The following is a 26,284-nucleotide window of genomic DNA, read 5'->3' on the forward strand; positions in this document are numbered from 1 at the left end:
GGAGATCCCGTGCCAGACCCCGCACCGACCGTCGACGTCCGGACGAGGTCCGGGACGGTCCGCGGTCGGTGGCGGGGCACGCCGGGCACGCCGGACGCATCGGCCGCGTTCCTCGGCATCCCCTTCGCCGAGCCCCCCGTCGGCGACCTGCGTTTCGCCCCGCCGGTGCCAGCACGGCCGTGGGAGGGCGTGCGCGACGCGCTCGAGCACGGACCGACGCCGCAACGCGGCGACCCCGGGGTCACGCTCATTCCGGAGCCGTCGGTGCCCGGCGAGGCGACGCTGAACGTGGACGTCTTCACGCCGTCGCCCCGTGCCGAGAGCACGTCCGATCCGGGCGGGGCGGGCGGACTGCCCGTCCTCGTGTGGTTCCACGGCGGCGGCTACGTGGCGGGCTCGCCCGCGAGCCCCTGGTACGACGGCCGCACGTTCAACCGCGACGGTGTCGTGACGGTGAACGTGTCGTACCGCCTCGGCTTCGACGGGTTCGGCTGGATCGCCGGCGCCGCGCCGAACCGCGGCGTGCTCGACTGGCTGCTCGCACTCGAGTGGGTCCGCGACCACGTCGCCGCGTTCGGCGGCGATCCGGGGCGCGTGACGATCGCCGGGCAGTCCGCCGGCGGCGGCGCCGTGCTGACGCTGCTCGGGATGCCGCGCGCACAGGGTCTCTTCCACCGCGTGTGGGCGATCTCCCCCGCGGTCGCCGACGTGTCGCCCGAGCGTGCGCAGGCGTTCGCACAGCGACTCGGCGAACTCGGCGACGTCCGCCCCGACCTCGACGGGCTGCGATCCCTGTCGGAGGAGCGCCTGCGGCAGCTCCAGCGGGAGGCGCTCCAGCCGCCGCGCGGCGCCCGTGGCGGCGGTGTCGAGCTCGTCGCGGACGGGCTACCGCTCGGGCCGGTCGTCGACGGGCGACTGATTCCGGCGAGGACCGCCTCGTCGATCGCGACCGGCGTCGGCGCCTCGGTGCCGCTCGTGCTCGGCACGACCGACGACGAGTTCTCATCCGCGTTCCGCAGCGCCGAGGGGAGGCTGCGCTGGGTGTCGCGGAAGGCGGCGCTGAAACGGCTCGGGCTTGTCGAGCCCCGACGCTCGGAGTGGCTCGAGGCCAACCGCGGCGAGCGGCTGCGCGGTACGGCCGCCGTGCTCGGGCGGTACGTCAGCGACCACATCTTCCGCGCGCCGCTCGTGCGCATGGTCGCGGCGCGTGAGCTCGGCGCCGCCGCGGCGGCATCGGATGGCGCGGCCCCCGCCGCCACCTGGGCGTACCGGTTCTCGTGGCGCTCCCCCGTCTCCGGCGCCGCGGTGCACTGCCTCGACGTGCCGTTCCTGTTCGACGTGCTCGCCGAGGGCCACGTGCCCGCGATCGCGGGCGCGCGCCCGCCGCAGGGCCTCGCCGACCGCCTGCACGCCGACGTCGTCGCGTTCGTCCGGGGCACGGATCCGTCCTGGCCCACCGCGGCCGGCGAGGCCTTCCCGGCCCGGGTGTACGACCTGACGGTCGCGACGGTGCCCGACGCCTACGCGTCGGCGCGACCGCTCGCGGGGGTCTGACGGGGCCGGAGGCGTCGCGGTCGTTCGTCACCCCTCCGCCACCCCCCGAACGGGGCACTTCTCGCCCGGCGTCCCGAACCGTCATGCTGGCGCCATGACGCAGCCCGGCGCCACCGCAGCCCACGACCCGACCGAGAGCACCGCGGCGAACCAGGCAGGGCGCGTCGAACACGCCGCACGCCTCGTCGACCACCTGCTCGTCCACGGCAGCGCGACGCGCGCAGAGCTCGCCGGCGCGACCGGGCTCGGGCGGACCGCCGTCTCGGGGCTCGTCGCTCGGATGATCGACGCCGACCTGCTGGTCGAACCCGACAGCGGTGACCACGGACGGCACGGCAGACTCCGCCTCTCGATCGCCGACCGGCTCCTCCTCACGGCCGGCGTCGCCGGTGACGACGCCATCGCCACGTTGGCCGAACTCGACGGCGCCGAGATCGCACGCTACGAGGAGCCGGTCGCCATCGCCGTGGACGACCCCCGGCCCGCCGATGCCGCACCGCTCGACGCGCTCGCCGTCGTCGTCGACCGCGCGATCGCCCAGGCCGAGCGCGACGACCGTCGGATCGCGGAGGTCACGCTCCTCGTGCAGGGCGCGGTCGTCGGTGCTCCCGAGCTCGTCATCGGCGACGCGACGCTCGGACTCGAACCGCTCGACGTCGTCTCCGCGCTCCGCACCCGGTCGGAGCGGTTGGCCGTCATCGAGCACGACCTCGTCGTCCCGCCGGCGCTCCGCACGGCGGCATCCGCCCGCGCCGCGACCGAAGCGAGCGCCGGTGCCGGCGACGGGTCCGGGCACCACGAGGAGATCGTGCTGCACATCTCGGGCGACGCGCAGGTCTCCTCGGCGATCGTCATCCGCGGCGAGCCGTACTCGGGGGCCCACGGCCTGGCCGGCACGTTCGGGCATCTCCCGATCGTCCCGAACGGCATCAGGTGCGAATGCGGTCAGCGCGGCTGCCTCGCCACCGTCGCCGCACCCGACGTCGTGCTCGCCAAGGCCGAACTCCAGGACTTCGAGCTCACGTACGGCCGCACCGCCGCGATCGCCGAGCTGGCCGATCGGATCGCCGCATCGGAGGACCGTGCGCGCTGGGCGTGGCTCGACGCCGCGCTCTGGATCGGCCGTGCGCTGCAGGTCGTCGTCCCCGCGATCGATCCCGACGTCATCATCGTCGACGGCTGGTGGGCGCCCCTCGTCGACGACATCGACGCGTCGTTCCGCGACAACCGGCCGACCATCGGCAACGGTGCGCTGAACGCGATCCCGCGGCTGGCGCCTGCGAGACTCGGCGACGACCTCGGGCTCGAGGGTGCACGCCGTCAGGCGCGCGACGGCCTCCGGTCGGCGCTGGCCCCGGCCGTCGCCTGACGCGTCCGTCGGAGTCGGCGTGCGATGCCCCAGGCCGTCACGCGACCCATCGCCTCGAACACGATCGCCGCGCTCATCTTCGACCGCCCCAGCTCGCGCTCGACGAACGTGACCGGCACCTCGACGACACGGAGTCCGGCCGTGACCGCGTGCCAGGTCATGTCGACCTGGAAGCCGTAGCCCTTCGTGTGGACGTCGTCGAGTCGCAGGGCGCGGAGCGCGCCGGCGCGATACACGCGGTATCCGGCCGTCACGTCGTTCACGGGCACCCGGAGCATCCACCGCGAGTACGTGCTGCCCGTCTTCGAGAGCCACACCCGCCGACGCGGCCAGTTCACCACCGAACCGCCGGGCACCCACCGCGAGCCGATCACGACATCGGCCGGTCGCCCCGCGGCATCCGTCGTCTCGAGCGCGTCGAGGAGCGCCGGAAGCTGCTCGGGCAGGTGCGAACCGTCGGCGTCGAGCTGCACCATCGGATCGAAGCCGCGCTCGAGCGCCCAGTCGAACGCGGCGAGGTACGCGGCGCCTAGGCCCTCCTTGCCGCGCCGGTGCAGCACGTGCACCGAGGCATCCGCGGCGGCCAGTTCGTCGGCGAGCTCGCCGGTGCCGTCGGGCGAGTCGTCGTCGACGACGAGCACCGATGCGCTGGGCACGGCAGCACGCACGCGTGCCACGATCCCGGGAAGGTTCTCGCGTTCGTCGTACGTGGGGATCACGACGAGGGGTCCGCTCACCGGCTGCTCCTCACCACGCGACGACATGTCAGGGCATCGTACCCGGCCGCGCCGACGGGCAGCGAACCGGGTCAGCGCACCCCCTGCATGAGTCGCAGCACCGGCCGCGTCGCGAGCGCGAGCGCCCCGCCGAGCACGATGGCGATCGCGCCGAGCACGCCGAAGTAGACCGCCTCGGGCACGGCCGAGTAGAACTCCGCCAGCTGGCCGGCGATCGCGGTCCCGAGCGCGACCGACAGGAAGAACAGCGCCACCATCTGCGTGTGGAACTTCTCGGGCGCGAGCTTCGTCGCCACCGACAGCCCCACGGGCGAGAGCAGCAGCTCGGCCACCGTGAACACGAACAGGATGCCGACGATCGCGAGCAGCGGCGTCGAGTTCGGCCCGCCGCCCGCGAAGGGCAGGAACAGCAGGAACGCCACGCCCATGATCGTCGTGCCGAGCGCGAACTTCACGGGCGTCGACGGCTGCCGGTCGCCGAGCTTCGTCCAGAGCGCCGCGAACACGCCCGAGAGCAGGATGATGAAGACCGGGTTGATCGACTGCACCCACGAGATCGGCATCTCCCAGCCGAACAGGTCGCGGTTCAGCTGCTCGTCGGAGTAGATCGTGAGCACCGTGAACTGCTGCTGGTAGAGCGACCAGAACGCCACGCTCGCGATGAACAGCGGGATGAAGCCGAACACCCGGCTCCGCTCGACCGCGGTGACCGCATGGCTCGTCAGGATCACGATGAAGTACGCCACCGCGGCGATGATCGTGCCGCCGATCACCCAGGTCACGAGGTTCTCCGCCGTCACCAGTCGTGTCAGCACGAGTGCGACGACGAGGATCGCCGCCGCGATCGCGATGCCGACGACGAGGCCGCGCTTCTCCCGCGGCAGCGGGTTGGGCACGACGGATGCCTCGGGCGGAAGCCCCTTGCGACCGAACGAGTACTGGATGAGTCCGATGGCCATCCCGACCGCCGCCGCGCCGAAGCCCCAGTGGAACCCGACGGTCGACTGCAGCAGGCCCGTGATGATCGGTCCGAGGAACGCGCCGAGGTTGATGCCGAGGTAGAACAGCGAGAACCCGGCGTCCCGTCGGGGGTCGTCGCGCGAGTACAGCGTGCCGACGACGCTCGTGGCATTGGCCTTCAGACCTCCCGACCCGAACGCGACGAGCACGAGGCCCACGCCGACGCCGAGGAAACCCGGCAGGAGCGCGAGGGCGATGTGTCCTGCCATGATCACGATCGCCGAGACGAAGAGCACCCGTTCACTGCCGAGCAGGCGGTCGGCGATCCACGCGCCGAGGATCGTCGACAGGTACACGGCGCCGCCGTACGCGCCGACGATGCCCGCCGCAGCGCTCTGCTCCATGCCGAGGCCGCCCTCGGACACCGAGAAGTACAGGTACAGCAGCAGGATCGACTGCATGCCGTAGAAGCTGAACCGCTCCCACATCTCCACGCCGAAGATGTGCGCGAGCGCTCGCGGCTGTCCGAAGAAGCCGCGGTCCGCCCGGTCATCGCGGTGGCCCGACTCGGCCGGCGGCGCCGTCACCCCTGCGCTCGCACCCGCCTCGGCCGCCGACTCGTCGCTCTCCCCCGTCGGACGATCGTCGTCTCGCATGGCCCAGCACACTACACCCGTTCGCCGCGAGCGGTCAGGGGCCGCGGCATCCGCCCCCGGGCCTTGTCCCGCCCGTCGGCGAGTGCTGGACTTGCCGAGGCAGAGGACCGCAGGGACGACCGCAGGGGGACACCGAACATGCCGTACATCACCGTCGGAACCGAGAATTCCGCGCCCATCGAGCTCCACTACGAGGACCACGGCGATGGCCGGCCCGTCGTGCTCATCCACGGCTACCCGCTCGACGGGGCATCGTGGGAGAAGCAGTCGCGGGCACTGCTCGGCGCCGGATACCGCGTGATCACGTACGACCGGCGCGGTTTCGGCCGGTCGTCGAAGCCCACGACCGGGTACGACTACGACACGTTCGCCGCCGACCTGAAGGCCCTGCTCGATGGGCTCGAGCTGTCGGATGTCACGCTCGTCGGCTTCTCGATGGGCACCGGCGAGGTCGGCCGGTACCTCGGCACCTACGGCAGCGACCGCATCGCGAAGGCCGTGTTCCTCGGCTCGCTCGAACCGTACCTGCGGCAGACCGACGACAATCCCGAGGGCGCCGCGCCCGACTTCGACGGGCTGAGGTCCCAGGCGGAGGGCGACCGCTTCGCCTGGTTCGACGGGTTCTTCGAGAACTTCTACAACCTCGACGAGAACCTCGGCTCCCGCATCTCGGAGGCCGCGGTGCGCGGCAGCTGGGCGACGGCGGCGAGCGCGGGATGGTACGCCGCGTCGGCGTGCGTCGACACGTGGCTCACCGATTTCCGCGCCGACATCGAGCGCATCGACGTGCCCGCGCTGATCGTGCACGGCACCGCCGACCGGATCCTCCCGATCGACGCCACCGCCCGGCGATTCCACCCGATGCTCCCCGAGGCGGAGTACGTCGAGATCGAGGGGGCGCCGCACGGCATGCTGTGGACGCACGCCGAGGAGGTCAACGCGGCGCTGCTGACGTTCGCGGCGTCGTAGGCCGACGCGGGCGCCGGTGCCTCAGCCCGCGAGGACCTCGAGCAGCTGCGGCTTCGTCATGCGCGAGTACCCCGTGACGCCGCGCTCCTTCGCGAGCGCGCGAAGCTCGGGCACGGTGCGCGACGCGAGGTCGGCCGATGCGGGCTTCGCGCCCGGCCCGGCCGCGGGCTTCTTCGTGGCCGCGGGCTTCGCGGCGGTGCGCGTCTCGGCAGCCGACTCGACGGCGCCCGGCATGTCGTCGGCCGACTCATCGTCCGGCGCCGTCGCGTCGGTCGTGGGTCGGGTGGAGGCCGCGGCGGCGGGCGCGGGCGCGGTCTCAGCCGAGCTCCGCGCCGACGCCGGCGCGGTCGTGCTCGACGCGGGCTCGTCGACGGTCGCCGCGCCCGCGGCATCCGTCGTCGTGCGCTTCCGGCGGAGCGTGCGCAGCCGCTCGCGCGTGGCCTGCCCGGCACGGGCGGCGAGCTGCTTCGCGGCGCCGAGCGCCTTCACGGCAGCGTTCTGGTCGGTGTTCGCAGGTGCCATCGTCGATCCCTCGGGGTGGGTCGGTGGGTGGGGTCCTGCCGAATCGTAGCGGGATCAGCGCCGCAGTTCGAGCGTGCAGCACTTCACGCCGCCGCCGCCGAGCAGCAGCTCGGACAGGTCGACGCCGATCGGGTGGTAGCCCGCATCGCGCAGCTGGCGCTCGAATCCGGTCGCACGCGCCGCGATCACGACGTTGCGGCCGTCGCTGTACGAGTTCAGGCCGAGCACCGCGGCATCCTCCTCGGACACGAGGATCGCGTCCGGGTAGCGCTCGCGCAGGATCTCGAGCGAGGGGCCGTCGAACGCGCTCGGCAGGTAGGCGATGTGCTCCTGCCCCGGCCGGGAGTCGAGCACGGCGATCGCGGTGTCGAGGTGGTAGAAGCTCGGGTTCACGAGTGTCAGCGTGACGACCTCGCGGCCGGTGATGCGGGCAAGCTCCTCGTGGCTCGCTCCGTCGCTGCGGAAGCCGGTGCCCGCGAGGACCACGTCGCCGACGAGCAGGAAGTCGCCCTCCCCCTCGTTCGTCTCGGCCGGCTCCCGCACGTCGAAGCCCGCCCGGCGGAACCACTCCATGTACGCCGGGCCCTCGGCCGCGCGCTGCGCGTGCGTGAACTTCGCCCCGTACGCGATGCCGTCGATCACGGTGCCGCCGTTCGCCGCATAGACCATGTCGGGCAGGCCCTCGACCGGGTCGATGAGGTGCACGTCGAAGCCGAGGCCGACGTACGTGTCGTGCAGCGTCTGCCACTGCGCCACCGCGAGCGCGGTGTCGGTCGGCTTCGCCGGATCCATCCACGGGTTGATCTGGTACACGACGGTGAAGTGCTCGGGGCGGCACATCAGCACGGTCTTCTTCGACGCGGTGCGCTCCGGCGCTGCGGGGGTCGGGGTCGTCTGGGTCTCGATCACGGTCGACATCTCACTCCTCGAGGTGGGTTCGTCGGCCGGGCACGGCGGCGCGCCGCCGGCTCGGCCGGTGGGGTGTCGGCGGACCAGGTCGCTCTCTCGAGCCCCGGCGGCGGTGTTCGGATGGCACCGCCGTCGGGACGCCACCTCCAGTGTGGCGCTCGATGCGTGCGACTTCTCGGCGTCTCGCACACGATTCCTGCGCGTTCCATGATCCTGCGCAATGTTTCGAGGCTGAGGGATCGCGGGCCCGCGGGCTTCCGGCGCGGTGGCGGGCGTGCGACGCGCACGAATCCGGCGTCGCCCGAGGAGACCGCCCGCCGAGGCTTGCCGAGCGGGACCGCGGTGCGCCATCCTGACTCCACCCCGGCCGCCCCTACGCCGGCCGAGCGAGGAGACCCGGATGTCCGACGGCAATCGCATCGCCGAACTGCAGCGACTCGCATACGGAGCGGGAACGGACGACGACGCGCGCGAGGCCGCCGCAGACGAGCTCCACGCCCTTCGGCGTGCTGCGACGCGGTCCGGGAGCAATCGGCCCGAATCGCCGGCCGATGTCACCGGCACCCCGTCGACCCCGGCAGCGGCGGCGTCCGCGGCACTCGACGCGGATCCGTTCGATGCGCTCGGCATCGCAGGTGATCCGCCGCTCGAGGAGCCGCGGCGCGCGGCATCCGCTGCCCTTCGCTGGAGCGTCGTCGTCGGCGCGATCGCGCTCGCCCTGGGCTTCGGCACCGGCTGGATCGCGGGCGCGCAGACGACCGACCTGGCGGGCGGCTCGGAGGGCCCGATCCCCGACACGGCCCTCACGTTCGAGCTCGAGCGAGGCGAGGCGAGCGACGCGGCCGAGCCGGTGCCGCTCGCCGAGGCGCGAGCGATGGCGGTGTTCGAGCGCGCGCAGGTACCTGAGGACCTGCCGGGCTTCGAGGACCCCACGGTCGACCCCGCGACGCTCCGACGCGTCGGGACGTATCCGGACGGCGCGTCGATCCACGTCGCGCGGAGCGCGGACTCCGCGCAGGTCTGCCTGCTGCTCGATGTCCGGGAGGTCGGCGGCATGTCGACCTGCACCACGGACGGCCTGTTCCCGGCAGACGGCCTGTACGCAGAGGGCGGGTTCGAGACCGCGTTCTACCGCATCGAATGGGCGGAATCCGGCGAGGTGAGTTTCACCGCCCGGCCGACGGGCTGAACGGGAGCGCGCCGAGCTGCGCGCCCCGCTGCCAGCGCGGCTCAGGCCGCGCGCACCCCCGCGTCCTGGTTGCGCCGGTCGCGCCAGGCGAGCCAGTGGCGCACGGGCGCGTCGTCGTACGCGGGTCCCGAGATGCCGAGCGTGAACAGGCGCACGCCGGCGTCGTACAGCGCGTCGGCGTACGCGTCGTCGAGGCTGCGGCGCGGGAGCTCGTTCGAGATCGTGATGCCCGAGACATCCCGCCCGACCTTCTCGCCCCAGCGGTTCAGCACCTCGAGCTTGTGGGCGAGCTCGTCGGGCCCAACGAACGAGTGCCAGATGTCGGCGTGCTCGGCGACGAGGCGCAGCGTCTTCTGCTCCCCCTTGCCGCCGATCATGATCGGGATGTCGCGCGTCGGCGCCGGGTTGAGCTTCGCCCATCGCGCCTTCACGCGCGGGAGCGCCTCGGCCAGGTCGTCGAGGCGCGAGCCGACCGTCCCGAACTCGTAGCCGTACTCGTCGTAGTCGCGCTCGAACCAGCCCGAACCCGTGCCGAAGATGAAGCGGCCGGTGTCGCCGCCCTTCGCGCTGATGTGGTCGAGCGTGCGGGCCATGTCGGCCTGCAGGTCGGCGTTGCGGTAGGAGTTGCAGTTGACCAGCGAGCCGAACTCGACGCGCTCGGTCTGCTCGGCCCAGGCGCCGAGCATCGTCCACGCCTCGAAGTGGAGGCCGTCCGGGTCGCCCGACAGCGGGAAGAAGTGGTCCCAGTTGAAGACGACGTCGACGCCGAGGTCTTCCATGCGGAGCACGGCGTCGCGGATCTGCGTGTAGGTCGCGTGCTGCGGCTGCAGCTGGATGCCGAGGCGGACGGGAGCGGTGTTCGGGGTCATGGCCTCACGCTACGCGCGCGGGCGAGCGGTTTCCGCGGTCTGCGCCACGAGCGAACGGATGCCGCGTCCGCGCGTCGCGCGGCCGGCGGCGGTTGTCGTCAGGATCGGCGGGTGGGGAACGCCGCACACCCGCCGATCCTGACGACGACCCCAGCGACGAGCCCGGGCGCGCACCCGGCGCCACGCGACATCCGTCCGCTCACGGTCACGAACGCGCAACGGCGCGCACGAATCCGGCGTCGACCCGTTCCCGGGCGCAACGGACCGCCGTACACTCGCCCCATGGACAACCTCGACCGGGCGATCCTCGACCTGCTCCGCCAGAACTCGCGGGCCGGGTACGGCGACATCGGGTCGTCGGTGGGGCTGTCCGCGTCGGCGGTGAAGCGACGCGTCGACAAGCTCGTCGCCGACGGGGTCATCAAGGCGTTCACGATCCAGGTCGACCCCGCGGTCGACGGCATGAGCACCGAGGCGTACGTCGAGCTCTTCTGCCGCGGCACCGTCGCGCCCGACGAACTGCAGCGCATCCTGCAGAACGTCCCCGAGGTCGTCTACGCGGGCACGGTGACCGGGAGCGCCGACGCGATCGTGCACATGCGCGCCCGCGACATCACCTCGCTCGAGGACGCCCTCGAACGCGTGCGCATCGCCCCGAACGTCGATCACACGAGGAGCGCGATCGTGCTGTCGCGCCTCGTCAACCGCAACCGCGACTGACCCGCGCCGACCGACCCCGGAGCCGTCCCCATGCGATTCACCGTCGACGACGACGCGCACACTCCGCCGTACGAGCAACTCCGCATGCAGGTCGTCGATGCCGTCCGCGACGGACGCCTCGCGGCGGGCTCGAAGCTGCCGACCGTGCGCGGCCTGGCCGACGAGCTCGGCCTGGCGGCGAACACGGTCGCACGCGCCTACAAGGAGCTCGAGGCCGACGGCGTCGTCGAGGGGCGGGGCCGCGCGGGCACGTTCGTGAGCGCGGCGGGCGATCCGGTCGAGCAGGCGCTGCAGTCCGCGGCATCCACTTTCGCCGACAGCGTCGAACGCCTGGGCGTGACGACGGATGACGCGTTGGCCGCCGTCGCGCGCGCACTCCGCGCCCGCGGCTGACGCGGGAGCCTCGCGTCCCGCGGCCACCCCGTTCGAGTGCGATTTCTGCGGTGGAGTGCCGCATGAAGCCGCACTCGAACACAGAAATCGCACTCGGGCGCGCGCGGGCGGGGCGCGCGGGGCGCGCGCGGGAGGGCGCGGGGCGCGGGCGCGCGGGGCGCGGGCGCGCCGCGGGCGCGCGGCCCGCTCAGCTCGCCGCGGCCTCGGGCGGCGCCGGGATCGGCTCCTTCGGCAGGCGCCGCACCTTCTGCCGGCGCCGACGGCGCTCGGGGATCATCGAGCGCATCTCCTCGAGCTTGCCGAAGCAGAGCAGGCGGTCCTCGGCCTCGAGCACGACGCCCTTGCGCGGGTTCGGGATCACGGTCGCGCCGCGGTGCAGCGTCAGCACCGTGATGTCGCGCTCCCAGAGGCCGGACTCGCCGAGCGACTTGCCGACGAGGTCGGCGGCGCCGTGCACGAGGAGCTCGGCGACGCCGTACCCCGTCGAGACGGTCAGCCGCTGGCGCACGTCGATCTCGGGGAAGGCGACCTGGTTGCCGATGTAGTCGATGATCGCGCCCGCGACATCCAGCTTCGTCGCCGTCTCGATGCCCTGCAGGCCGGGCGACGAGTTGACCTCCATCACGAGCGGGCCCTCGTTGCCCTCGAGCATGTCGACGCCCGCGACCTTCAGGCCCATGATCTGCGCGGACCGCACGGCGGCCTGCTCGTACTCGGGCGTGAGCTCGACGGGTTCGACGCTGCCGCCGCGGTGCACGTTCGAGCGGAACTCGTCGCCGCTCGCGACCCGGCGCATGGCGGCGACGACGCGGTCGCCGACGACGAGGGCGCGGATGTCGCGGCCGCGACTCTCGGCGATGAACTTCTGGATCAGCACGTTCTGCTTCGTCGAGTGCAGCGTCTCGATGATCGCCTCGGCGACCTTGACCGTCGGGGCGAGGATGACGCCGATGCCCTGCGTGCCCTCGAGCAGCTTGATGACGACGGGCGCGCCGCCGACGGACTCGATCGCGGGGCGGAGGTCGGCGCGATTGCGCACGAACGTCGTGGCGGGCAGCGCGATGTTGTGGCGCGACAGGATCTGGTTCGCGCGCAGCTTGTCGCGCGCGTTCGTGATGCCGTTGGCCGTGTTCGGCGTGTAGACGTCCATCTGCTCGAACTGCCGCACGACGGCTGTGCCGAAGTAGGTGATCGAGTTGCCGATGCGCGGCAGGATCGCGTCGTAGTCGCTGAGCGGGCGACCGCGGTACTGCAGGTCGGGCTCGGCGCCCGAGAGGTCGATGCCGAAGCGGAGGGTGTTCAGGACCTTGACCTGGTGTCCGCGCTGCTGCGCTGCAGCACGGAGACGCTGGGTCGAGTACGCCTGTGGCGCGCGCGACAGGATCGCGAGTTTCATGCGGGAGTCCCTGCGAAGATGATCGGGTGACGGATGTGCCGAACCATTCAAACACCATCGCCGGATGGCGCGAATGGGTGCGCCTCCCGCAGGCCGACGTCGAGTGGATGAAGGCGAAGCTCGACACGGGCGCGCGCTCGTCGGCGCTGCACGCGTTCGACGTCGAGGAGTTCGAGCGCGAGGGCGTCGCCTGGGTGCGGTTCGGCATCCACCCGTGGCAGGACACCGATGCGGATGCCGCGACGGTCGAGCTGCCCGTGCACGATCGCCGGGTCATCCGCAGCTCGACCGGGCACACGCAGGAGCGTCTCGTCGTGCTGATGGAGATCGTGCTGCACGATCGCCCCGTCACTGCCGAGGTCACGCTGACCAATCGCGATGAGATGGGCTTCCGCATGCTGATCGGGCGCGAGGCGTTGCGCAACGGGTTCCTCGTGGATGCCGGGCGGTCGTTCGTCGGCGGGCGCGCGCCCCGCGACATCCGTCGCCGCAATCGCGGCCGCGCCTGAGGCGACCGGCCCCCGCCCTCGCCAGTCCGGTCGAGTTCGCAGGATCAGACGCGAGACGGCGTCCAGGCGGCGGGCATCGCCCACCTCATCCTGCGAACTCGTCGGCGTCGACCGCGAGGCCGGGCCGAGTTCGCAGGACCAACCGCGCCACAGGGCCCCGTCGGGCCTCATCACCCACGTCACCCTGCGAACTCGTCGGCGTCGCCGGCGGACGCGACGGATGCCGCGGCTCACGCGGCCCTGAGGTGGGCCTCCAGCCGCGCCACATCCGCGGCCCGGCACAGCTCCGTCGCCGGCAGCATCGCCGTCGCACTGCCGGCCGCGACCGCGGTGCGGAACGCCGCGGGAAGCGCCCGGCCCTGCGCGAGCCGCAGCACGAAGGCACCGAGGAACGCGTCTCCCGCACCCACGGCACTGGCGACCACGACGCGAGGCGTCGGGAGACGGAGCACCTCGTCGGCCGTCACGAGGATTGCGCCGCGCCCGCCGAGCGTGAGCGCGACGATCTCGCTGCGCCCGGCCGCGACGAGCGACCGCGCGGCATCCACCATTGCCGGCTCGTCGAGATCGCCCGCGGCGCCGACGAGGTCGGCGAGCTCGTCGCGGCTCGGCTTGATGAGGAACACGCCGGCTTCGAGCGCGGCCGCGAGCGCCGGCCCCGAGGCGTCCACGACGAGGCGCACGTCGTGCTCGGACGCGATCTCGGCGAGCATCGCGTAGAACCCGGCCGGCACGCCCGGCGGCAGGCTGCCGCTCGCGACGAGGAACCCGCCGACGGGCAGTTCGTCGGCGACGACCGACAGGCACGCGCGCCACTCGGGCTCGCGCATCGTGGGCCCCTGCAGCACGAATCGGAACTGGTCGCCGGTCGAGAGCTCGTCGACCGTGAAGCTCTCGCGCGTGTTGCCGGCGATCGTGATCACCCGCGCGACGAGGCCGGCCTCCTCGATGAAGCCGCGGTACGCCTGACCGGTCGGACCGCCGAGCGGGTAGACCGCGATCGAGCTGCCGCCGAGGTTCCGGATGGCGCGGCTCACGTTCACGCCCCCGCCTCCCGGGTCGAACCGGCTCGGGCCGCAGCGCAGCTTGTGCTCGGGCACGACCCGGTCGGCCGTGCTCGACACGTCCAGCGCGGGGTTCATCGTCAACGTCACGATGGGTGCGTGCACAGCCATCGTCAGTAGTCGACGGCGTCGCGCGAGATCGGACAGGTCATGCAGTGCCCTCCTCCGCGACCGCGGCCGAGTTCGGCGCCGACGATCTCGATGACCTCGACGCCCGCGTCGCGCAGCAGCGCGTTCGTGTACGTATTGCGGTCGTACGTGAAGACCACGCCCGGCTCGACCGCGACGGCGTTGTTGCCGCTGTCCCACTGCTGCCGTTCACCCGCGTACCACCCGCCGCCCGGCTCGACCGCCCGCAGCTTCGCGAGCCCGAGCGACTCGGCCACGACCTCGATGAACGAGGCGCGCTCCTCGGTCACCTCGATGCCGCCACTGCCGTCGGGGCGCAGCGAGAACGTGTGGATGCCGTCGACGATGTCGGGGTAGTACGTGACGAGGTCGCGGTCGGCGAACGTGAAGACCGTGTCGAGGTGCATCGCCGCCCGCAGCTTCGGCATGCCCGCGACCACGACGCGCTCGGCCGCGCCCTGCTCGAAGAGCTTCGCGGCGACGGCCGTGATCGCCTGCCGCGAGGTGCGCTCGCTCATGCCGATCAGCACGACGCCGTTGCCCACCGGCATGACGTCGCCGCCCTCGAGCGTCGCCTGCCCGTGGTCCTGTTCGGGATCGCCCCACCAGACCGTGCTGCCCGTGTAGTCCGGATGGAAGTCGTAGATCGCCTTCATCAGCATGGTCTCCGCGTGCCGGGCCGGCCAGTACAGCGGGTTGAGGGTCAGCCCGCCGTAGATCCAACAGGTCGTGTCGCGCGTGTAGATGGTGTTCGGCAGCGGCGGCATGAGGTACTCGGTCATGCCGGCCGACTCGCGCACCAGCGCGACCTCGGGCGCGCGGAACTCGGCCGGCAGGTCTCGCGTCGAGAGCCCGCCGATGAGGTACTCGGTGAGCGTCGCGTGGTCCAGCGAATCGAGGAACGCGCGCGTGTCGGCGACGAGTCCGGCGCCGACCTCGTTCGGGACGATCTTGCGATCGAGCAGCCAGTCGCGCGCCCCCGGCACGGCGAGCGTCTCGGCCAGCAGGTCGTGGAGCTCGACCACCTCGACGCCGCGGTCCCGCATGTGCTGCACGAAGTCGGCGTGGTCGCGCTGGGCGTTCTGCACCCACAGCACGTCGTCGAAGAGCAGCGCGTCGCTGTTGCTCGGCGTCAACCGTTCATGGCCGAGGCCCGGCCGGCAGACCAGGACCGTGTTGAGGCGGCCGACCTCGGAGTGGACCCCGTGCGACTGGTCCGACATGGTGTGCTCCCTTCTGCGCCGCGGCGCGAGGATGGTCAGAGCTGGACGGCACCGGTGGCGAGCAGGACGACGCCGATGACGGCGAACGCCACGATCGCGATGAAGACCACGAGCCCGACCGGCGTGAAGACCCTCGCCTGCTGCTGCCGTCGGGCGACGACGTAGAGCGCGGTCCCCGGGGCGAGGAGGATGCACGCCAGGAACAGGAAGACGTAGCCCGCCGCCCAGATCAGGAACAGTGTGTACGCCGTCGAGATCGCCGCGATCACGAGTTCCCGCGCGCGACGGCCGGACGCGGCATCCGCGTACCCGTCGCGTCGCACGGCGATCTTCACGCCGTACGCGCTCGCGAGCGCGTACGGCGCGAGCGACAGGGCCGCCGTGAGGTCGAGGGTGAAGTCGAGCGCGTCGTTCACGAACTGGACGAGGAAGAGGATGACGGTGACGAGGATCGACGTCCAGAGCACCGCGTGCTCGGGCACCTCGCGGGAGTTCAGGCGAGCGAAGTACCGCGGCAGGTCCTGGTCCTTCGCCGCGGCGAACACGACGTCGGCCGCGAGCAGCTGCCACGCGAGATAGGCGCCGAGCACCGAGATGATGAGCCCGACGCGGATGAACGCGCCACCCCACGGACCGACGGCCGCCTCGAGCACGCCACCGGCCGACGGCTGCGGGAGGGCCGCGATCTCGGCCTGCGGCAGGATCCCGTACGACAGGATCGACACCGACGCGAACAGCGCGAGCACCGAGAGGAACCCGAGGACGGTCGCCCGCCCGACATCCGATCGCTTCTTCGCGTAGCGCGAGTACACGCTCGCGCCCTCGATGCCGAGGAAGACGAACACCGTGATGAGCATCGTGCCCTGCACCTGCGCGAAGAGCGTCTCGTACGCGGCCGGGCCGTCGTCGCCGGAGAGGTTGCCGACGAAGACGTCCCAGTCGAAGTAGAAGATCACGAGCACGATGAAGAGCCCGAGCGGCACGAGCTTCGCGATCGTGACGATGAAGTTGATCGCGGCCGCCTCGCGCACGCCCTGTCGGATCAGCAGGTAGACACCCCACACCGCGGCGACCGACACGAAGAACGCCGGCCACGTGTCGCCCTCGCCGAGCACGGGCGCGAGCCCCGGGAACAGCTGCGAGAGCGTCGTCATGATGAGCACCCAGTAGAACGCGTTGCCCGCGCACGCCGATGCCCAGTAGCCGACGGCGGAGAGGAAGCCGGGGTAGACCCCGAAGCCGGCCCTCGCGTACACGTAGACCCCGTTGTCGAGCTCCGGCTTGCGCATCGCGAGCGTCTGGAACACGAGCGCGAGCGTCAGCATGCCGAGCCCCGCGATCCCCCAGGCGATGAGCGCGCCGTAGACGCCGGTCTGGCCCGCGAAGCGGGCCGGCAGCTGGAACACGCCTGCGCCGACCATCGAGCCGACGACCATCGCGGTCAGTGCCGGGAAGCTGAGCTTGGACGTCACCCGCTCGGTGGTCGATGCCATCAGGGCCCCCTCCCCGTTCGATCCGCCCCCGGGCGGATGGTTCAGGACGCGGCGTCGCAACCTGCTCCGTGTCTAGCGCAGCGAGGTCGGGCGCACAAGGGCGAGCGGATGGCGCGGCCGCGCCCGGCCCGAAGCGCGCCGCGACGGACCGGCGGGCACGACGAAGGGGCGGCCGCTCGCGCGACCGCCCCGTGGCATCCGTTCGGAACGGCCCTAGATGACGCCGTCGGAGATCGTCGTCGGGTTGCCGAACCGGTGGTTCGTGATCGAGATCGCCTGCTCGTGGAGGAACGGCAGCAGCTCGACGCGGCCCGACGGCGTGACCGGGTGCGACCACACCGCGAGGTCGGGCGTGCCGCCGGTCGCCCCGGCGAGCGCCGTCGCCGACCCGCCAACGAGGCGGACGCGACCGGTGACCTCGCCCTTGCCAGCGCGGCTGATCCAGCCGGCGTCGCCCTCGCGCACCACGCGGATGTCGCGCGAGGCCAGCAGCGCCCGCACGCCCTTGGGCAGCTCGTGGGCGGTCGAGACCGACAGGGGCGACTTCGCGAGCAGGCCCGCCGCGATGACGCGGAGGCCGTCGGCGAGGGTCGCGTCCTCGCTCACCCGGATCGTCACCGGGAGCGGCAGGTAGCGGAACAGGTTCCGCTCGACGCCGAGGCCCGAGACATCCTTCACCGTGGCGTACTCGTCGGCCCACGCGACCGCGTCGGAGAGCGCGGAGCGGCGGAGCACCTCGTAGGCCTCGTACTCGAGCGAGGACTGCGACGCCTCGATGAGGTCGGTCACGCGCTGCTCGAGGCCGCGGAGGTGGAGCGAGCGGCTCGGCTCGGAGTGGTCGGGTGCCCAGTCGCCGAGGCCGAACAGGTAGTTCGGGCCGCCGGCCTTCGCGCCCGCGCCGACCGAGGAGCGCTTCCAGCCGCCGAACGGCTGGCGCTGCACGATCGCGCCCGTGATGCCGCGATTGACGTACAGGTTGCCGGCCTCGACGGTCGCGAGCCAGGTCCCGAGCTCGTCGGAGTCGAGCGAGTGCAGGCCCGCGGTGAGGCCGAAGTCGACGGCGTTCTGGAAGCGGATGGCCTCGTCGAGGTCCTTCGCGTGCATGATGCCGAGCACGGGGCCGAAGAACTCGGTGAGGTGGAAGTACGAGCCGGGCTTCACGTTCGCGCGGATGCCGGGCGACCAGAGCCGGCCGGTGCCGTCGAGCTGCCGCGGCTCGACGAGCCACTCCTCGTCGGCGCCGAGCGTCGTGAGTGCATGCAGCAGCTTGCCGTTCGCGGGCTCGACGATGGGGCCCATCTGGCTCTGCGGGTGCTCGGGCCAGCCGACGCGGAGGCTCGTCGCGGCATCCACCAGCTGGCGGCGGAACCGCTCGGACTTCGCGACCGAACCGACGAGGATCACGAGCGAGGCCGCCGAGCACTTCTGGCCCGCGTGCCCGAAGGCGCTCTTGACGACATCGGATGCCGCGAGGTCGAGGTCGGCCGACGGGGTCACGATGATCGCGTTCTTGCCGCTGGTCTCGGCGAGGAGCGGGAGGTCCTTCCGGAACGAGCGGAACAGCTCGGCCGTCTCGTAGGCGCCCGTGAGGATGACGCGGTCGACCTTCTCGTCGGAGACGAGCTTGGTGCCGAGGTCGCGCGAGCCGAGGTCGACGAGGGCGAGCAGGTCCTTCGGGATGCCGACCTCCCACAGCGCCTCGACCATGATCGCGCCCGAGCGCTGCGAGAGCTTCGCGGGCTTGATGATCACGCCCGAGCCCGCGGCGAGCGCGGCGAGCACGCCGCCCGCGGGGATCGCGACGGGGAAGTTCCACGGCGGGGTCACGACGGTGAGCTTCGAGGGCACGAAGCGGGCGCCCTGCACGTGATCGAGCTCGCGGGCGCGCTCGGCGTAGTAGTGCGCGAAGTCGATCGCCTCGCTGATCTCGGGGTCGGCCTCGGCGATGGTCTTGCCGGTCTCGGCGGCCATGACCTCGATGAGGCGGTCGCGGTTCGCGGCGAGCGCGAGGCCCGCACGGTGCAGCACGGCGGCGCGCTCGTCGCCGGGCAGGGCGCCCCAGGCGGCGCCGTTCGCGGCGACCGTCGTCATGAGCTGCTCGAGCTCGTCGGCGGTCTCGATGCGGTTGGCCTCCAGGGTGTCGACGCCGAGCGTCGAGGAGGGCACGCGCTCGAGGATGCGGCGGCCCCAGTCCCGGTTCGCGGCGAGCGCGGGGTCGGTGTCGGGCTCGTTGCGGAAGCCCGGCGTGACGCCGGGACCGGTGAGCTCGGCGGCGGCGAGCGCCGCGGCATCCGTCAGGTCGCCGTCGAGGCCCGAGCCGCGCGTGATGCCGAGGACGACGCTCGTCAGCGAGCCCTCGTGCTCCTCGCCCGGAGCGGGCGCGCCGACGACGGTGCCGGCGAGCTCGGCGACATCCTTCTCGTCCCACTCGGTGCGACGGTTCTGGGTGCGGTTCGGCGCGGGCGCCGGGCCCTCCGGGTCCTCGCCCTCGAGCGCGGCGAGCGAACGCAGGTAGCGGTCGCGCTCGCGCTCGAACAATGCGCGGTTCGAGCTCAGCTCGAACACGGCGGACATGAAGTTGTCCTGGCTCGCGTTCTCCTCGAGGCGGCGGATCAGATAGGCGATCGCGACGTCGAACTCGCTCGGGTTCACGACCGGCGTGTAGAGCAGCAGGCGGCCGACGTCGCCGCGCACGGCCGCGGCCTGGCCGGTCGCCATGCCGAGCAGCATCTCGAACTCGACGCCGTGGTCGACGCCGCGCTCCTTCGCGGTGAGGTACGCGTGTGCGACGTCGAAGAGGTTGTGGCCGGCGATGCCGAGCTTCACGGCGTCGATGCGCTCGGGCGTCATCGACCAGTGCAGCACGCGCTTGTAGTTGGTGTCGGAGTCCTGCTTGGTGGAGTAGGTCGCGAGGGGCCAGTCGTGGATGTGCGCGTCGACGTTCTCCATCGCGAGGTTCGCGCCCTTCACGACGCGCACCTTGATCGGGGCACCGCCCGCGGCGCGGCGGGCCTGCGCCCACTCGGTGAGGTCCTGCATCGCGCCGAGTGCGTCGGGCAGGTAGGTCTGCAGCACGATGCCGGCCTCGAGACCCTGCAGCTGCGGCTGGTCGAGGAGCCGCTTGAAGACCGCGATCGTGAGATCGAGGTCGCGGTACTCCTCCATGTCGAGGTTGATGAACTTGGCCGTGCCCTGTGCGGCGCCCTTCGCCGCGAGCTCGTAGAGGGGCGTGAGCTTGGCGACGACCTTCTCGACGGCCTCGTCGAACGACCACATCGACAGCTGGCTGACGACGCTCGAGACCTTGATCGAGACGTAGTCGACGTCGTCGCGCGCGAGGAAGTCGTAGGTGCCCTTCAGGCGCCGGTCGGCCTCGTGCTCGCCGAGCACGGCCTCGCCGAGCAGGTTGAGGTTCAGGCGGTTGCCCGACTCGCGGAGCTTCGCGATCGCCGGGCCGAGCTTGGCGGGCGTCGCGTCGAGCACGAGGTGGCCGACCATGGCCCGCAGCACGCGGCGCGCGATCGGGATCACGATCCAGGGGAAGGCCGGCGCCATCGCCCCGCCGAGGCGGATCGCGGCCTTGAGGTACGCGGGCAGGAACTTCGGGGTGAGCTTCGCGACCTCGGCGAGGTTGCGACCGGCGACGCCGAGGTCTTCGGGCCGCATGACGCCGTCGACGAAGCCGACGGTGAAGGCGAGGCCGTGCTCGTCCTTCAGCACGCCCGCGAGACGCTGGGCGGCGGGGTCGACGGGGTGGTTCGCGCTCTCGGCGAGCCAGCGCTCGACGAGGGCGATGACGTGGTCGGTGTCGGGGACGACGTCCGTGAGGAGCTTCGAAGTGGTCACGACTGCGGTGTCCTTAGGTCTCGGAGGGCGCACGGGGATGATGCGCGCCCGGCACCTCCAGTGTGCGCTCCGGATTCCGTTCGGTACAGCGAATGAATCCGATGCATACTGTTCATGTTTCCCGAACGTTCGTGTCGGGCGATCCCGGCGCGCCGCGCCGGCGCTCGATGCGGGGCGGATGTCGCGGGAGGAGGGCGCACGCATGCTCGACGTCCGGCGACTGCGCCTCCTCGTCGAACTCAGCCAGCGGGGCACGCTCACCGCCGTCGCGGAGGCGCTCTCCTACAGCCCGTCGTCGGTCTCGCAGCAGCTCAGCCTGCTCGAGAAGGAGGCCGGGGTCCCGCTGCTCGTCCAGGTGGGGCGGCGCGTGCAGCTCACGCCGCAGGCCGAGCTGCTCGTCGGGCACGCGCAGGCCGTGCTCGAACGGCTCGAAGAGGCCGAGGCGGATGTCGCGCGCTCGCTCACGACCGTCAGCGGCACCGTGCGCATCGCCGTGTTCCAGTCCGCCGCCCACGCCGTCGTGCCGCAGGCGCTGACGCTGCTCGCCGCCGAGCACCCCTCGCTGCGCGTGGAGGTCACCGAGCGGGAGCCCGAACTCGCGCTGTTCGACGTCGCGGCCCGTGACTTCGACCTCGTCGTCGCCGAGCAGTACCCCGGCTACACGCGCCCGCTGCACCCCGAGCTCGACCGGGTGCCGCTCGCGCGCGACGCCATCCGGCTCGCCCTGCCGCCGCATCCGGCCGCACGTCGACGCGGACTGCGTCGACCCGACCCGGCCGCTGCGGCCCTCCCGAAGGACGCCCCGACGGAGCTGCTGCGGTCGGTCGCCGACGACGGCCTCGCCGCGGCATCCGAGATGCCCTGGGTCATGGAACCGCGCGGCACGGCCTCGCGCGAGTGGGCCGAGCAGCTCTGCCGTCGCGCGGGCTTCGAGCCCGACGTGCGCTTCGAGACCGCCGACCTCATGGCGCACATCCGCCTGATCCGCTCGGGCAACGCCGTCGGACTCCTCCCCGACCTCGTGTGGGCCGGCGAGGCGCCGAGCGTGCAGCTCGCGTCACTCCCCGACGACCCGTTCCGCGAGGTGTTCTCCTCGACCCGGAGCGCCGCGGCCCGCCGCCCCGCCGTCGTCGCCGCGCGCGACGCGCTGGCACGCGCGGCCGCTCGCAGCGAGCCTCCCGCGACGCACGACTGACGGGGTGACGCCGACGGCGCACCCCGCTACGCTGCGACCATGACCAGGGGGAAGAGGCTCGTCATCGGCATGGGGGTGCTGGCGGCCGTGCTCGCGTTCAGCGGGTGCAGCGGCGTCGCCGGCGAGGACACCGGGGGCGACATCGATCCGACCGGCACGTGGGGCGACTCGTCCGCGGAGGGCTCGCCCTTCCTCACGCTCGAGGACGGCGGCGACTTCACCGGCAGCGACGGCTGCAACACCCTGAACGGCACCTGGTCGGTCAACGAGGCCGACCAGGTCGAGTTCGAGAACGTGGCGTCCACGAGGATGGCCTGCGAAGGGGTCGACGACTGGCTCGCCGGCATGAACGCCGCGGATGTGGCGGACGACACCATGACCGTGCTCGGCGAGGACGGCTCCCCCATCGGCACGCTCGAGAAGTCGGGCTGACGCGCGTCAGGCCGTGCCGTCGGTGCCGTCGGCGCCGTCGCCACCGTCGCCGTGCATCCACGGCGTGTAGCTGACTCCGACGAGCAGCCCTTCGGGGCTCATGAGCCGCGACGTCGTCTGCCCCCACGGCTCCTCGTGCGCCTCGACGAGGATCTCGAGGCCCTTCGCGCGCAGTTCCGCGACCGCGGGCGCGACCGCCTGGGCCGAGGCCACGTCGAACTCGATCCACGCCTGCGGAACCGGCCGGTCGGCGGGCCACTCGGCGGTGCCGAAGGTCGCCTCGGCGGCCTGGTCGAGTGGCCAGATCGCGAACGCCTTCGCACCCTCGACCTCCTCGGTGTGGAAGTAGCGGGGCGCGTTCTCGTGGAACGGGATGCCGAGCGCACCCGCCCAGAAGTCGTGCGACGCGGAGTCGACCGTGCCGATCGGGCCGAACCCGGCGATGAAGACGATGTCCATGCCCCCATTCGACTCCCGCCCGCCGACACCCGCCACCCCGGTTCCCCGGGGCCGGACTCCCCGGTCCCGTTCTGCGGATATACGATCCGCAACGCCGCTGAATCCGCCGGTCGCACGGGGCGGCGGATCGTATATCCGCAGGAGTGGACACGATCAGGGGGCGGGCGGCAAGGCCTCGGTCGCGGCGGCGAATCGCGCGGCCTGCGCGCGCAGATACGCCAGCAGTTCGGGCGGCCCGTCCACGCGGCATCCGACCCCCTCGGGCACCCAGAGCAGCGCCGCGGCGACGCCCGCGACCGACTCCCCCTCGACCGGCCAGACGGTCCCCGACCCGTCGGGCGCCGTCACCGCGTCGCGCGCCCACCAGCCGAGCCGCTCGCGGAACTCCTCGACCGGCATCGCCACGTGCACGGACGCGCGCACGGCCTGCTCGCGCCAGCGCACCGCGCGCTGGACGCGTTCGAGCGCCTCGTCATCGGTGAGCGGATGCGGCGCGAAGCGCACGCGCGTCTGGAACACGTCGTCGATCCGGTCGAGCCGGAACGTGCGCCAGTCATCGCGGTCGCGGTCCCACGCGAGCAGGTACCAGCGCCGCCCGAGCGGCACGAGGCGGTGCGGCTCGATCGAGCGCGTGCTCGACGCGCCCGTGGCATCCGTGTACTTCATCCGGATCCGCTCGGCGTCGCGGCAGCAGAGCGCGAGCCGGCCGAGCAGGTCGCTGTCGACGGATGGCGCGGGGCGCGCCCCGGACCCCGGCCCGAACGCGCCCGCCGGCGCCGCCACGGCCTGCAGCGCCTCGATCCGCCGCCGCAGCGCGGGCGGCAGTACCTGCTCGATCTTCGCGAGCGCGCTGAATGTGGTGTGCTCGGCGCCGCGCAGTCCGGCGGCGGCCTGCGAGCGGAGTCCTACCGCGATCGCGACCCCTTCGTCGTCGGTCAGGAGGAGCGGCGGCAGCCCGGTGCCCGCGGCCAGCCGGTACCCGCCGGCGACGCCCCGCGTCGACTCGATCGCGTACCCGAGTTCGCGCAGCCGCTCGACGTCGCGCCGCAGCGTGCGCTCGCTCACCCCGAGCCGGTCGACGAGCTCGCGCGCGGTCCAATGCCGGTGACTCTGCAGCAGGGAGAGGAGGTCGAGGGTGCGGCTGGTGGTGGCGGCCATGGTCCCGATTATTCTCCGATTCCGGTCGGAAACTGACCGGATGCAAACCCCATGATCAGCGCGCGCGGTCTGGCGCGCGAGCTGAGCCCGACTACAGCGAGAGGTGGAACCGGAGCGCGTCGTCGACCCGGCCGAGCACGGATTCCGGGCAGCGCCCGATGGTTCCGCGCACACGGGCGACCGAGATGGACCTCACCTGCGCCGCCTGCACCTTCGACGGCGCGGGCAGGCCCATCGCGGCGAGATCGTCGACACCCTCGACGAGGCACTCGAACGGAGCGAAGACCCGAGCCGTGTTCGACGTGACCGGCACGACCGTGACGACCCCCCGGCCGAGCCGGGTCGCCGTCGAGTTCGCGCCGTCGTTGCTCACCAGCACGCACGGGCGGGCCTTCGACGCCTCCGCCGGCAGGGCGGGATCGAGCGCCACCACGATGACGTCGCCGCGTCTCACCTCGCGAGCCCGTCGGCCGCGGTCGACTCCCAGGCCGCCGCATCGCCGGAGGACTCCCACTCGTCGAACGCCTCGGCGTACGCGTCGCCGGCAGCGAGTTCTCGGCCGAGACGGACGAGATCGTGGATCGCCGCGGAACGGTTGCCGTCGTACTGCACGGCGATCGCATCGATGAACTCGACGTCGGCAGGCGGAAGGCTCACGCTGAGCTTGGTCATACCTCGATGCTACTCGAGTACGACCTCGTCGCGATGGAGTATCGGGCCGGCCGGATGCGAGGCGGTCGGGACGACGCGCGGAACGCGCCATCCGCTCGTCTACGCTCGTGGGATGCCCACCGATGCGCACCCCGCCGACGCGCCCCTGCCCGCCGACGCACCCGAACAGGCCCCCGACCACGACGTCGTCATCGTCGGCGGAGGCCACAACGGCCTGACCGCCGCCGCCTACCTCGCTCGAGCGGGCAAGCGCGTGCTGCTGCTCGAGCGCGACGACCACCTCGGCGGCGCCGCGGTCTCGGCCGAGGCGTTCGACGGCGTCGACGCTCGCCTCAGCCGCTACTCGTACCTCGTGAGCCTGCTCCCGCAGCGGATCATCGACGACCTCGGGCTCGACGTCCGCCTGGTGCGCCGCCGGTTCTCCTCATACACGCCCGACCCCCGAGACCCGTCGCGCGGTCTGCTGATCGATGTCGAGGCGGATGCCGCGGCCGCCCGCGACGCGTTCGCCCGGGTCGGCGCGGAGGGAGACGCCGACGCGTGGGAGGCGTTCTACGCCGACACCGCCCGCGTCGCCGAGGCGCTCTTCCCGACCCTGACCGAGCCGCTGCCGACCCGCGCCGAGGCGCGCGCGCTCGTCGGCGACGATCGCGTGTGGGACGGCCTGGTCGAGCACCCGCTCGGCGAGACCATCGACGAGCGCTTCGCCGACGACCTCGTACGCGGCATCGTGGCGACGGACGGGCTGATCGGAACCTTCACCGACCTCGACGACCCGTCGCTCGACGCGAACCGCTGCTTCCTGTACCACGTGATCGGCGGCGGCACCGGCGACTGGGACGTGCCCGTCGGCGGCATGGGCGCCGTGTCGGGCGAGCTCGCCAGGGCCGCCCGCGAGGCCGGCGCGGAGCTGCGCACCGAGGCAGAGGTCGTCGCCATCGACGGCGAATCGGGCGTCGTGCGATGGCGCGAGGGCGGGGCCGAGCGGATGTCGCGGGCGCACGTCGTGCTCGCGAACGTCGCGCCGCTCGTGCTCGAACGGCTGGTCGCAGCATCCGTCGCCGACGGCGCCGGCCCCACGGCATCCGTCGCCCCCCGCGACGAACCCGCCGCCAGCCCCGGCTCCGACGAGGTCGCGCTCGACGACGCGGCCCGCCGCCGGCTCGCCCGCGCCGGCATGCCCGAGGGCGCCCAGGTGAAGGTCAACCTGCTGCTCACGCGCCTGCCTCGCCTCGCCGACGCCGAGGTCGCACCCGAGCAGGCCTTCGCGGGCACGTTCCACATCAACGAGCTCGAGTCGCAGCTCGAGTCCGCCTACCGCCGCGCCGCCGGCGGCGACCTGCCCGACCCGCTGCCCTGCGAGATCTACTGCCACACGCTGAGCGACCGGTCGATCCTCGGGCCCGAGCTCGCGGCATCCGAGGCCCAGACCCTCACCGTCTTCGGGCTGCACGCCCCCGATCGGCTGGTCGACGCGCACGGCAACGACGAGCTCCGCGACCGCCTGCGCGATGCCGTGCTCGCCTCGCTCGACTCGGTGCTCGCCGAGCCGATCGCCGACGTCATCGCGACGGATGCCGCCGGCCGGCCGTGCGTCGAGGTGAAGACGACGCGCGACCTCGAGGACGCGCTGCACATGCCTGGCGGCAACATCTTCCACGGCCCGCTGTCGTGGCCGTGGAGCGAGCCGGGCGCCGAGGCGACGACGCCCGCCGAACGCTGGGGCGTCGCGACCGCGCATCCGCGGGTCCTCGTCTGCGGCTCGGGCGCGGTGCGCGGCGGCGCGGTCAGCGGCATCGGCGGGCACAACGCCGCGATGGCCGTGCTCGAGGAGGAACTGCCCTGAGTGCAACGGCGACGC

At 72.5% G+C, this 26,284-nt stretch carries 24 protein-coding genes; 10 read left to right on the forward strand and 14 right to left on the reverse strand.

Annotated features, from left to right (window positions below; all coding sequences use genetic code 11):
• The first annotated feature begins 9 nt into the window (after positions 1-9).
• Together ACIQH8_RS15045 and ACIQH8_RS15050 are read left to right on the forward strand one after the other, a co-directional pair.
• Positions 10-1,554, forward strand: a complete 1,545-nt coding sequence (locus tag ACIQH8_RS15045; protein WP_401000105.1) for a carboxylesterase/lipase family protein — start codon at positions 10-12, stop codon at positions 1,552-1,554.
• A 94-nt stretch (positions 1,555-1,648) separates the two neighbouring features.
• Entirely contained in the window at positions 1,649-2,923 is a 1,275-nt protein-coding gene (locus ACIQH8_RS15050; RefSeq protein ID WP_401000107.1) for an ROK family transcriptional regulator, read from the forward strand.
• Here the strand turns inward: ACIQH8_RS15050 and ACIQH8_RS15055 are convergent.
• Positions 2,875-3,687 (reverse strand): polyprenol monophosphomannose synthase, encoded by an 813-nt coding sequence (locus tag ACIQH8_RS15055; protein WP_401000109.1) that lies wholly within the window; start codon positions 3,685-3,687, stop codon positions 2,875-2,877. The genes ACIQH8_RS15050 and ACIQH8_RS15055 overlap by 49 nt on opposite strands.
• A gap of 44 nt (positions 3,688-3,731) precedes the next feature.
• Positions 3,732-5,276 carry a peptide MFS transporter gene (locus ACIQH8_RS15060; protein WP_401000111.1) on the reverse strand — a complete coding sequence of 515 codons (1,545 nt, stop codon included), beginning with the start codon at positions 5,274-5,276 and terminating at the stop codon, positions 3,732-3,734.
• A 138-nt stretch (positions 5,277-5,414) separates the two neighbouring features.
• Between ACIQH8_RS15060 and ACIQH8_RS15065 the strand changes: the two genes are divergently transcribed.
• A complete protein-coding gene (locus tag ACIQH8_RS15065) occupies positions 5,415-6,245 on the forward strand; it encodes an alpha/beta fold hydrolase (protein WP_401000113.1) in 831 nt (276 codons plus the stop codon).
• 21 nt (positions 6,246-6,266) lie between these two features.
• Here the strand turns inward: ACIQH8_RS15065 and ACIQH8_RS15070 are convergent, their stop codons facing one another.
• Complete coding sequence (locus ACIQH8_RS15070; protein ID WP_401000115.1) at positions 6,267-6,767, reverse strand: Rho termination factor N-terminal domain-containing protein; 501 nt, start codon at positions 6,765-6,767, stop codon at positions 6,267-6,269.
• A gap of 54 nt (positions 6,768-6,821) precedes the next feature.
• Positions 6,822-7,685, reverse strand: a complete 864-nt coding sequence (ddaH, locus tag ACIQH8_RS15075; RefSeq protein ID WP_401000117.1) for a dimethylargininase — start codon at positions 7,683-7,685, stop codon at positions 6,822-6,824.
• 391 nt (positions 7,686-8,076) lie between these two features.
• Here ddaH and ACIQH8_RS15080 point away from each other — a divergent pair, with 391 nt between their 5' ends.
• Positions 8,077-8,865, forward strand: a complete 789-nt coding sequence (locus tag ACIQH8_RS15080) for a hypothetical protein (protein WP_401000119.1) — start codon at positions 8,077-8,079, stop codon at positions 8,863-8,865.
• Positions 8,866-8,906: 41 nt separating this feature from the next.
• On the opposite strand, the gene ACIQH8_RS15085 is transcribed toward ACIQH8_RS15080, so the two are convergent.
• The gene (locus ACIQH8_RS15085; protein ID WP_401000121.1) at positions 8,907-9,734 is read right to left on the reverse strand and encodes an LLM class F420-dependent oxidoreductase; all 828 of its coding nucleotides are present in this window, start codon (positions 9,732-9,734) and stop codon (positions 8,907-8,909) included.
• Positions 9,735-10,016: 282 nt separating this feature from the next.
• Here ACIQH8_RS15085 and ACIQH8_RS15090 point away from each other — a divergent pair, with 282 nt between their 5' ends.
• Both ACIQH8_RS15090 and ACIQH8_RS15095 read left to right on the forward strand, forming a co-directional pair.
• A complete protein-coding gene (locus ACIQH8_RS15090; protein WP_401000123.1) occupies positions 10,017-10,454 on the forward strand; it encodes an Lrp/AsnC family transcriptional regulator in 438 nt (145 codons plus the stop codon).
• A 30-nt stretch (positions 10,455-10,484) separates the two neighbouring features.
• A complete protein-coding gene (locus ACIQH8_RS15095; protein WP_401000125.1) occupies positions 10,485-10,847 on the forward strand; it encodes a GntR family transcriptional regulator in 363 nt (120 codons plus the stop codon).
• Between the two features lie 187 nt (positions 10,848-11,034).
• Here the strand turns inward: ACIQH8_RS15095 and rimK are convergent, their stop codons facing one another.
• Positions 11,035-12,243, reverse strand: coding sequence for a 30S ribosomal protein S6--L-glutamate ligase (gene rimK, locus ACIQH8_RS15100; RefSeq protein WP_401000127.1), 1,209 nt, complete (start codon positions 12,241-12,243; stop codon positions 11,035-11,037).
• 26 nt (positions 12,244-12,269) lie between these two features.
• On the opposite strand from rimK, the gene ACIQH8_RS15105 reads away from it, so the two are divergent.
• Positions 12,270-12,752, forward strand: coding sequence for an ATP-dependent zinc protease (locus ACIQH8_RS15105; RefSeq protein ID WP_401000129.1), 483 nt, complete (start codon positions 12,270-12,272; stop codon positions 12,750-12,752).
• Positions 12,753-12,982: 230 nt separating this feature from the next.
• Here the strand turns inward: ACIQH8_RS15105 and ACIQH8_RS15110 are convergent, their stop codons facing one another.
• From ACIQH8_RS15110 to ACIQH8_RS15125, 4 genes are all read right to left on the reverse strand, one after another.
• The gene (locus ACIQH8_RS15110; protein WP_401000131.1) at positions 12,983-13,927 is read right to left on the reverse strand and encodes a 1-phosphofructokinase family hexose kinase; all 945 of its coding nucleotides are present in this window, start codon (positions 13,925-13,927) and stop codon (positions 12,983-12,985) included.
• 2 nt (positions 13,928-13,929) lie between these two features.
• Positions 13,930-15,168, reverse strand: coding sequence for an arginine deiminase (locus tag ACIQH8_RS15115; protein WP_401000133.1), 1,239 nt, complete (start codon positions 15,166-15,168; stop codon positions 13,930-13,932).
• A 35-nt stretch (positions 15,169-15,203) separates the two neighbouring features.
• Complete coding sequence (locus ACIQH8_RS15120) at positions 15,204-16,661, reverse strand: basic amino acid/polyamine antiporter (RefSeq protein ID WP_401000135.1); 1,458 nt, start codon at positions 16,659-16,661, stop codon at positions 15,204-15,206.
• Positions 16,662-16,874: 213 nt separating this feature from the next.
• A complete protein-coding gene (locus ACIQH8_RS15125; protein ID WP_401000137.1) occupies positions 16,875-20,507 on the reverse strand; it encodes a bifunctional proline dehydrogenase/L-glutamate gamma-semialdehyde dehydrogenase in 3,633 nt (1,210 codons plus the stop codon).
• Between the two features lie 202 nt (positions 20,508-20,709).
• Between ACIQH8_RS15125 and ACIQH8_RS15130 the strand changes: the two genes are divergently transcribed.
• Positions 20,710-21,702: a LysR family transcriptional regulator gene (locus tag ACIQH8_RS15130; RefSeq protein WP_401000139.1), complete on the forward strand. Its 993-nt coding sequence runs from the start codon at positions 20,710-20,712 to the stop codon at positions 21,700-21,702.
• Between the two features lie 39 nt (positions 21,703-21,741).
• On the forward strand, positions 21,742-22,134 hold the full coding sequence (locus tag ACIQH8_RS15135; RefSeq protein ID WP_401000141.1) for an META domain-containing protein: 393 nt from the start codon (positions 21,742-21,744) through the stop codon (positions 22,132-22,134).
• Between the two features lie 6 nt (positions 22,135-22,140).
• On the opposite strand, the gene ACIQH8_RS15140 is transcribed toward ACIQH8_RS15135, so the two are convergent.
• From ACIQH8_RS15140 to ACIQH8_RS15155, 4 genes are all read right to left on the reverse strand, one after another.
• Positions 22,141-22,593, reverse strand: a complete 453-nt coding sequence (locus ACIQH8_RS15140) for a VOC family protein (RefSeq protein WP_401000143.1) — start codon at positions 22,591-22,593, stop codon at positions 22,141-22,143.
• 153 nt (positions 22,594-22,746) lie between these two features.
• On the reverse strand, positions 22,747-23,751 hold the full coding sequence (locus ACIQH8_RS15145) for a helix-turn-helix transcriptional regulator (protein WP_401000145.1): 1,005 nt from the start codon (positions 23,749-23,751) through the stop codon (positions 22,747-22,749).
• Between the two features lie 91 nt (positions 23,752-23,842).
• Entirely contained in the window at positions 23,843-24,205 is a 363-nt protein-coding gene (locus ACIQH8_RS15150; RefSeq protein WP_401000147.1) for a type II toxin-antitoxin system PemK/MazF family toxin, read from the reverse strand.
• Positions 24,202-24,423 carry an antitoxin gene (locus tag ACIQH8_RS15155; protein WP_401000149.1) on the reverse strand — a complete coding sequence of 74 codons (222 nt, stop codon included), beginning with the start codon at positions 24,421-24,423 and terminating at the stop codon, positions 24,202-24,204. Before ACIQH8_RS15155 ends, ACIQH8_RS15150 begins: the two co-directional genes overlap by 4 nt.
• A gap of 112 nt (positions 24,424-24,535) precedes the next feature.
• Here ACIQH8_RS15155 and ACIQH8_RS15160 point away from each other — a divergent pair, with 112 nt between their 5' ends.
• Positions 24,536-26,269: a phytoene desaturase family protein gene (locus ACIQH8_RS15160; RefSeq protein WP_401000151.1), complete on the forward strand. Its 1,734-nt coding sequence runs from the start codon at positions 24,536-24,538 to the stop codon at positions 26,267-26,269.
• Positions 26,270-26,284: the final 15 nt, after the last annotated feature.

It is taken from the genome of Agromyces sp. GXQ0307 (genome assembly GCF_044769845.1).
In the GTDB taxonomy this organism is placed as follows: Bacteria; Actinomycetota; Actinomycetes; order Actinomycetales; family Microbacteriaceae; genus Agromyces.

What these genes read in the sequence shown, in the direction of transcription:
- ACIQH8_RS15140 (WP_401000143.1), bottom strand. Translation starts at nt 22,593, where the DNA reads ATGGACATCGTCTTCATCGCCGGGTTCGGCCCGATCGGCACGGTCGAC.
- rimK (WP_401000127.1), bottom strand. Translation starts at nt 12,243, where the DNA reads ATGAAACTCGCGATCCTGTCGCGCGCGCCACAGGCGTACTCGACCCAG.
- ACIQH8_RS15110 (WP_401000131.1), bottom strand. Translation starts at nt 13,927, where the DNA reads ATGGCTGTGCACGCACCCATCGTGACGTTGACGATGAACCCCGCGCTG.
- ACIQH8_RS15085 (WP_401000121.1), bottom strand. Translation starts at nt 9,734, where the DNA reads ATGACCCCGAACACCGCTCCCGTCCGCCTCGGCATCCAGCTGCAGCCG.
- ACIQH8_RS15055 (WP_401000109.1), bottom strand. Translation starts at nt 3,687, where the DNA reads ATGTCGTCGCGTGGTGAGGAGCAGCCGGTGAGCGGACCCCTCGTCGTG.
- ACIQH8_RS15120 (WP_401000135.1), bottom strand. Translation starts at nt 16,661, where the DNA reads ATGGCATCGACCACCGAGCGGGTGACGTCCAAGCTCAGCTTCCCGGCA.
- ACIQH8_RS15090 (WP_401000123.1), top strand. Translation starts at nt 10,017, where the DNA reads ATGGACAACCTCGACCGGGCGATCCTCGACCTGCTCCGCCAGAACTCG.
- ACIQH8_RS15135 (WP_401000141.1), top strand. Translation starts at nt 21,742, where the DNA reads ATGACCAGGGGGAAGAGGCTCGTCATCGGCATGGGGGTGCTGGCGGCC.
- ACIQH8_RS15080 (WP_401000119.1), top strand. Translation starts at nt 8,077, where the DNA reads ATGTCCGACGGCAATCGCATCGCCGAACTGCAGCGACTCGCATACGGA.
- ACIQH8_RS15115 (WP_401000133.1), bottom strand. Translation starts at nt 15,168, where the DNA reads ATGTCGGACCAGTCGCACGGGGTCCACTCCGAGGTCGGCCGCCTCAAC.
- ddaH (WP_401000117.1), bottom strand. Translation starts at nt 7,685, where the DNA reads ATGTCGACCGTGATCGAGACCCAGACGACCCCGACCCCCGCAGCGCCG.
- ACIQH8_RS15160 (WP_401000151.1), top strand. Translation starts at nt 24,536, where the DNA reads ATGCCCACCGATGCGCACCCCGCCGACGCGCCCCTGCCCGCCGACGCA.
- ACIQH8_RS15130 (WP_401000139.1), top strand. Translation starts at nt 20,710, where the DNA reads ATGCTCGACGTCCGGCGACTGCGCCTCCTCGTCGAACTCAGCCAGCGG.
- ACIQH8_RS15155 (WP_401000149.1), bottom strand. Translation starts at nt 24,423, where the DNA reads ATGACCAAGCTCAGCGTGAGCCTTCCGCCTGCCGACGTCGAGTTCATC.
- ACIQH8_RS15070 (WP_401000115.1), bottom strand. Translation starts at nt 6,767, where the DNA reads ATGGCACCTGCGAACACCGACCAGAACGCTGCCGTGAAGGCGCTCGGC.
- ACIQH8_RS15050 (WP_401000107.1), top strand. Translation starts at nt 1,649, where the DNA reads ATGACGCAGCCCGGCGCCACCGCAGCCCACGACCCGACCGAGAGCACC.
- ACIQH8_RS15060 (WP_401000111.1), bottom strand. Translation starts at nt 5,276, where the DNA reads ATGCGAGACGACGATCGTCCGACGGGGGAGAGCGACGAGTCGGCGGCC.
- ACIQH8_RS15095 (WP_401000125.1), top strand. Translation starts at nt 10,485, where the DNA reads ATGCGATTCACCGTCGACGACGACGCGCACACTCCGCCGTACGAGCAA.
- ACIQH8_RS15065 (WP_401000113.1), top strand. Translation starts at nt 5,415, where the DNA reads ATGCCGTACATCACCGTCGGAACCGAGAATTCCGCGCCCATCGAGCTC.
- ACIQH8_RS15145 (WP_401000145.1), bottom strand. Translation starts at nt 23,751, where the DNA reads ATGGCCGCCACCACCAGCCGCACCCTCGACCTCCTCTCCCTGCTGCAG.